General features: G+C 56.8%; 6 protein-coding genes and 1 pseudogene. 4 read left to right on the forward strand and 3 right to left on the reverse strand.

Features of this window, described 5'->3' with window-relative positions; translation table 11 throughout:
• Positions 1-65: 65 nt before the first annotated feature.
• A complete protein-coding gene (locus tag TG4357_RS04220; protein ID WP_058261632.1) occupies positions 66-617 on the reverse strand; it encodes an LOG family protein in 552 nt (183 codons plus the stop codon).
• Positions 618-717: 100 nt separating this feature from the next.
• On the opposite strand from TG4357_RS04220, the gene TG4357_RS04225 reads away from it, so the two are divergent.
• The 3 genes from TG4357_RS04225 (at position 718) to TG4357_RS04235 (ending at position 5,345) form a co-directional block, all read left to right on the forward strand.
• Positions 718-2,265, forward strand: a complete 1,548-nt coding sequence (locus TG4357_RS04225; RefSeq protein WP_058261633.1) for a LysM peptidoglycan-binding domain-containing protein — start codon at positions 718-720, stop codon at positions 2,263-2,265.
• Positions 2,266-2,360: 95 nt separating this feature from the next.
• Positions 2,361-3,431: a DUF2855 family protein gene (locus TG4357_RS04230; RefSeq protein WP_233487426.1), complete on the forward strand. Its 1,071-nt coding sequence runs from the start codon at positions 2,361-2,363 to the stop codon at positions 3,429-3,431.
• 87 nt (positions 3,432-3,518) lie between these two features.
• Positions 3,519-5,345, forward strand: a complete 1,827-nt coding sequence (locus TG4357_RS04235) for an ABCB family ABC transporter ATP-binding protein/permease (protein WP_058261634.1) — start codon at positions 3,519-3,521, stop codon at positions 5,343-5,345.
• A gap of 6 nt (positions 5,346-5,351) precedes the next feature.
• Here TG4357_RS04235 and TG4357_RS04240 read toward each other — a convergent pair whose 3' ends face one another.
• On the reverse strand, positions 5,352-5,858 hold the full coding sequence (locus TG4357_RS04240; RefSeq protein ID WP_058261635.1) for a hypothetical protein: 507 nt from the start codon (positions 5,856-5,858) through the stop codon (positions 5,352-5,354).
• A gap of 54 nt (positions 5,859-5,912) precedes the next feature.
• Positions 5,913-6,053 (reverse strand): annotated as a pseudogene (locus TG4357_RS19980) (hypothetical protein); the annotation flags it as partial.
• Between TG4357_RS19980 and TG4357_RS04245 the strand changes: the two are divergent.
• Positions 6,046-6,220, forward strand: a 175-nt coding sequence (locus TG4357_RS04245; protein ID WP_144433916.1) for a transposase, incomplete at its 3' end; no start/stop codon positions are given. The pseudogene TG4357_RS19980 and the gene TG4357_RS04245 overlap by 8 nt on opposite strands.

A 6,220-nucleotide genomic window follows, 5' to 3' on the forward strand; every position in this document is an offset into this window, starting at 1 on the left:
AGCGGCCCCAATGGCTGGGGCCGTGCTGAGGAGCAGGATTTGGCGGAGATAATCGAAGCGGTTTGCTAGCTCAGTGCTGACCGCAGTGCCGCGATCAGTTCGTCGGTTGTTGCCACCGGTCGGATCAGTTCGCGCAAGGATTTGTCTGCAAAACCCTGGTCAATCACATGATCGATCAGGGCCAGCAGAGGGTCCCAGAACCCAGAGGTGTTCAGCACGAAAATTGGTTTTTGGTGCAACAACAACTGGCGCCAAGTCAGTACTTCGAAAAATTCGTCCAAAGACCCGGCACCACCGGGCAAAATCACGATGGCATCGGAATTCATGAACATGACCTTTTTACGTTCATGCATGTTTTCAGTGACCACGAAGGTCGACAAATCTGTTTTTCCCACTTCGGCCCGCATCAGGTGGGTGGGTATGACCCCGAATGTTTCGCCACCCGCGTCCTGCGTTGCCCGTGCGACCATACCCATCAATCCGACATCCCCCGCGCCATAAACCAGCCGCCATTTGTTTTTGGCCAGCAACGTGCCCAGGCTTTCCGCTTCGGAGCTATAGATCGGGTCATTGCCGGGGCGTGACCCGCAAAAGACGCAGACAGAGCGGGTAGTCATCTTGATTTTCCTTGGATAAAAGTGCTTTTGACCCGTGATACCCTTGTTGCTATGGTCGCTCAACCGCCAAAGGGGATGTGGGCGCGTTGAAAGGAACGACATGACGAAAGAAACCGGACTGGCGTCGAGCCAGACCTTGATTGTGGGCGCCGCTGTTGCGATCGCCGCCGCGCTGGCCGCCGCCTATGGGCTGGGCGTGTTCGACAAAAAAGCCCCGACGAAACCGGAGCAGATCGTCATGTCTGCGTCAGCACCCGCTGTGGAAGCGGCGGCAGAAGCCGAACCAACGGCTGAACCTAAGCCGGAAAGTGCTGCTGTACCGCAAGGCGCACAAACCGAGCCGACCGCTGATCCCGCAGTGCAGGAAATAGAGGTCGCAGCGGTTGGCGAACCCGAAATTAATACCGAAGCCGCGACGCACGAAAAGCCGGTCGCTGAACCTGTAGTCGTTCCGCAATCTGAAACAGCACATGACGATACCGTTGTCCCGGCTGTGGTCCCGGCCACACCGCCCAGTTTCGACGTTGTGCGGGTTGACCCCGATGGGTCTGTGCTGGTGGCTGGTATCGCTCTGAACGGGGACAAGGTGGACATTCTTGTCGATCGTGCCGCCCTTGCCAGCGCCGAACCCGGATCGGACGGAAAGTTCGTGGCTTTCCTGACGCTTGCGCCGTCGGACAAACCGCGGTTGATGTCACTGCTGATGTCTGTTGGCGATGCGCAAATTCCGTCCGAGGATCAGGTGATCATCGCACCGGTGCCCCCCGCTGTCGCGACAGGACCTGACGCCGGGGTGGAAGCCGTTGCGGCAGTGCAGACGGAAGCATCCGAAACGACGGCTGAAATGACGACCACGTCTTCGGTTGTTGAAACGGCTGAAACGGTAGCGGTGCAACCGGGTATTTCTGAAGCCGTAGAAACCGATATGATCCAAACGGGGCAGGGTGCCGAAGGTACTGAACCCGAAACTGCGGCCCTAACGGGGCAACCTGAAAAAACCGAACCGGCGCAAACCGAAGGACAAGGCATAGAGGTGGCAATGGTTGAACAGGCCCCTGTCAAAGGCGAACCGGCGCCAGCGGTTCCTGCCGCCCCTGCGGTTCTTTTGGCGGGCAAGGATGGCGTCAGCGTTGTGCAACCGGCTCAATCTGATGCCAACCTGACCGATCTGATGCTGGACGCGATCAGCTATAGCGACACCGGTGCGGTCGACCTGACCGGGCGTGGTGCGGTGACGATGGGGGTTCGCGCCTATCTGAACAACACATTGCAGGCCAGTGCCGCAATCGGGGCTGACAATGCGTGGAAAATTCGGCTGAACGATGTTGCTCCGGGTGTTTATACCTTGCGCCTCGATCAGGTCGATGAATCGGGCAAGACCACGTCACGGGTGGAAACCCCGTTCAAACGCGAAGCACCGGAAAAAATTGTTGCGGCTTCTGCCAATACTGCCGTTTCCACAACAGCGCAGAACACTCCGCTGATCCGTGTTGTAACGGTGCAGCCCGGTCATACGCTTTGGGCAATCGCCAGGGATAACTATGGCGAGGGCACGCTTTATGTCCGCCTGTTTGAAGCCAATAGCGATCTGATCCGTGACCCGGATCTGATCTATCCCGGTCAGGTTTTCGACATTCCGCGCGATTGACGTCCGTTCACAGGACGGAACGTCACGAATTTTATTCCTGCCCGTGGCGACCCGGGCAGGGGTAGTCTTTTTCGGTAGCAGGAGGAGACACGGATATGGTGCAAAATGTACTGGTGAATCAAGCAAAGATCACCGAAGCGGAACTGGCTGATGCCGCGCCAATGGAATTGCGGGACGGGCAGGTCCGGCTGCGGTTGGAAAGTTTCGCCCTCACCACCAATAATGTCACTTATGCCGCCACAGGCTTTGTCATTGGGTATTGGACATTCTTTCCCAGCGGGATTGAAGGCAAGGGGATCGTGCCGGTCTGGGGCGTGGCTCGCGTGGTGGAAAGCCGGTTCGCAGATATGCCTGAAGGGACGCGGCTTTATGGCTTTTATCCGATGGGGGAAGAGTTGATCATCGCTCCGCAACAAAGCGCCAAAGGCGTTTTTGTCGATACCAGCGCCCATCGTGCCGAATTGCCATTGGTATACAATACCTATGTCTGCGTGCGCGCTGGCGCGGTCGAAGACGATTACAAGCGAGCCTTGTTGCAGCCTTTGCTGGCCACCTCTTATCTGCTGTTTGATTGGCTGATGGACAATGACAGGTTCGGTGCCGAACAGATCATCATCGGCAGCGCTTCGTCGAAAACCGGGTTGGGCCTGTGCAAATTTTTGGCCGAACCGGAAACCCGGCCCTACCGGATCGTCGGGCTGACCTCGGACAGCAACAGGGACTTTGTCGAAGCTTCGGGTGGCTGCGATCAAGTCTTGAGCTATGATGAAATCGAAAAATTGGCGCGGGTGCCATCGGTCTATGTCGATATGGCGGGGAACGCGGCGGTGAAAATTCGGTTGCATACGCATCTGGCCAACGAATTGCGTCACAGCGCCGCCGTGGGCACCAGCCATTGGGATAAATTTGCCCAACCGGGGTCCGATCTGCCGGGGCCGAAGCCGCGATTTTTCTTTGCCCCAGAACAGATCCGTAAACGGCGCGAAGACTGGGGACCGGGTGTGATCGAAGCACAGATCACCGCCGGATGGAAACGTATTGCGACCGATGCGGATGACTGGATGGATGTGAAGGTGCATAACGGTTTGAACCGTGCGCCCGAAGTTTACCGGGCGATCGCCGAAGGTGAAGCCAGCCCGCGAGAGGGCCATGTGATCAGGCTATGAAATGAATACCTGATTTAGCATGTTTGACGCTGGCATTCCTAGGGCGCGAGTCCTATCTCTAGGGCCAAAGCTGAAAAGGAACACGTCATGCGGCGCGCCGGACCCCATACCGATGCCAATCTCAATAATGAACGGCTGTCCGGTTGGCGCACGATCCGCCGTGTCATGCCGTATCTTTGGCCCGCGGACCCGGATCAGGCGTGGGTCAAGCGTCGGGTGGTTTTCGCCATGCTGGCGCTGCTGATGGCCAAAATTGTCGCGGTTTCGACACCGCTTCTTTATAAACAGGCCGTGGATGCCTTGGCTGAAGACGGCGTATCGACACTGGCGCTCGGCGCGGTGGGGCTGACATTGGCCTATGGATTGGCCCGGCTGATGTCGAACGGGTTTCAACAACTGCGCGATGCGATCTTCGCGGCGGTGGGACAACGGGCGCTGCGGATGTTGGCGCTTGAAACCTTTACCCATATCCACCGGTTGTCGATGCGCTATCACATCACCCGCAAAACCGGCGGTCTGAGCCGAATTATTGAACGCGGTGTTAAAGGCGTTGAATTCCTGCTGCGCTTTTTGCTTTTCTCCATTGGGCCGCTGGTTCTGGAACTGTTGCTGATCGCAGGAATTTTGTTTTTCCTGTTCGATGTCTGGTACTTGGCCGTGGTGGCATTGACCATCGCACTTTATGTCTGGTTCACCTTCGCGGTGACCGAATGGCGGGTGAAGCTGCGCAAGGAAATGAACGATCAGGATACCGATGCCAATCAAAAGGCAATCGACAGCCTGTTGAATTTCGAAACGGTCAAATATTTCGGGGCCGAATCCCGTGAAGCGGCGCGCTATGATCGCGCGATGGAACTTTATGCCCGCGCGGCGCTGAAAACGTCCTATTCGCTGGCCTTCCTGAATTTCGGTCAAGCCTTCCTGATCACCGGCGGGTTAGCGGCCGTGATGGTGATGGCGGCAATGGGGGTGCAGCGGGGCGATTTGACGGTGGGCGATTTCGTCATGGTCAACGCCTATATGATCCAGATCACCATGCCGTTGAATTTCCTTGGCACTGTTTACCGTGAAATCCGTCAGGCGCTGGTGGATATGGGGGAAATGTTCGACCTGTTGGAACAACCCGCCGAAGTGACCGACAAACCCGATGCCGCTGCGCTGAAAGTGTCGGGCGGTCAGGTCGAACTGGATAATGTGGTGTTCGGATATGAGGCAGAACGCCCCATTCTTCAAGGGGTCAGCCTGACCGTAGAACCGGGCAAGACGGTGGCGATCGTGGGATCATCCGGATCGGGCAAATCGACCATCGGTCGGCTGTTGTTCCGGTTTTACGATGTTGTCGGCGGATCGGTGAAAATTGATGGTCAGGACGTGCGTGACATTACTCAGGTCAGTTTGCACGACATGATCGGCGTGGTGCCGCAGGACACGGTGCTGTTCAACGACAGCATCCGATATAATATCGCCTATGGTCGCGATGGTGCCACCCAGACCGAAATCGAAGCCGCAGCCAAGGCCGCCCAGATCCACAATTTCATTATGTCGTTGCCGCAGGGCTATGACACCACGGTGGGCGAACGCGGCTTGAAACTTTCGGGTGGTGAAAAGCAGCGGGTGGGCATTGCGCGTACGCTTTTGAAGAACCCACCGATCCTGCTCTTGGACGAAGCAACCTCGGCATTGGACACCGAAACCGAACAGGAAATCCAGGGCGCGCTGGCGCGGGCCGGGCAGGGGCGTACGGTGATCACCATCGCGCACCGATTGTCCACTATCGCCGATGCCGACCGCATCGTGGTGTTGGAAAAAGGCGTGATCGTGGAAACCGGTACCCATTCCGAGCTGCTAGAACGGCAAGGTCGCTATGCCCAGCTGTGGCAGCGGCAGGCGAGCGAGCAGGGCGAGGCGGCGTGATAGCCGTTAGAACCGATACACTCTGAAATCTATCGTCCCGATATCATCGGCGCTGACATTTTCAAGGACGGCAAAGGGAACTCCGTGCGCTGTCAGCGTGTATCCGTTGCTTTCAGGTACAGCGACAGTTCGGACAACTGATGCGTCGAAAGTGTTCCCTGTTACAATAAGAACATCTTCATCCGTATTGAAATCGGTGATGACAACCGGCTCGGCGTCGCCTTCACGCGGATCGGTTTCGACATTGATATAGATTTCGTCAGCCCCGTCGCCTGCTGTAATCTGATCGCCATCATCTGCATATAACCGATCATCGCCCGATCCACCGTTCAGGGTATCTGGAGCGTTTTCCAGTGAAGTGCCTGTATTGTCGTGTTCGTAGTCGAGCGCAGAAATATTATCGTTGCCGCCATATCCTGAAAGGGAATCGGAACCAAAGCGCGAAATTAAGTAATCGCTATTGTGGTAACCAGGTTCGGCAAAGCCGCCTTCGACCGTGTCGTTATCGCTCATCAAGCCAGGGTCGTAGGATGCGGTATCGTCTTCTCGCCACAGATTGTAGCCGTCACCGAGATGAACGAGATCGTCGCCCAGCCCGGTCGATACGGTGTCGTTTCCATTGCCGCCAATGACTGTATGGACCTGTCGCGGTTTGATGCCGCTCCTTTGATAGCATTTACTGCAACAAAGGAGACGAACTATGGGCACAGGAAGAACGGATGAATTCCGCAAAGACGCGGTGCGAATTGCGCTGACCAGCGGGCTGACACGGCGACAAGTTGCGGATGATCTGGGCGTTGGGCTTTCGACGCTGAACAAGTGGGTGAACGCGCACCGTGGCACGGATGTGGTATCTCCCGAGGATCGCGAGCTTG

The organism is Thalassovita gelatinovora (assembly GCF_001458355.1).
In the GTDB taxonomy this organism is placed as follows: domain Bacteria; phylum Pseudomonadota; class Alphaproteobacteria; order Rhodobacterales; family Rhodobacteraceae; genus Thalassobius; species Thalassobius gelatinovorus.

Coding starts and splice junctions, on each gene's coding strand:
- TG4357_RS04240 (WP_058261635.1), bottom strand. CDS start 5,858: ATGAGCGATAACGACACGGTCGAAGGCGGCTTTGCCGAACCTGGTTAC.
- TG4357_RS04220 (WP_058261632.1), bottom strand. CDS start 617: ATGACTACCCGCTCTGTCTGCGTCTTTTGCGGGTCACGCCCCGGCAAT.
- TG4357_RS04225 (WP_058261633.1), top strand. CDS start 718: ATGACGAAAGAAACCGGACTGGCGTCGAGCCAGACCTTGATTGTGGGC.
- TG4357_RS04230 (WP_233487426.1), top strand. CDS start 2,361: ATGGTGCAAAATGTACTGGTGAATCAAGCAAAGATCACCGAAGCGGAA.
- TG4357_RS04235 (WP_058261634.1), top strand. CDS start 3,519: ATGCGGCGCGCCGGACCCCATACCGATGCCAATCTCAATAATGAACGG.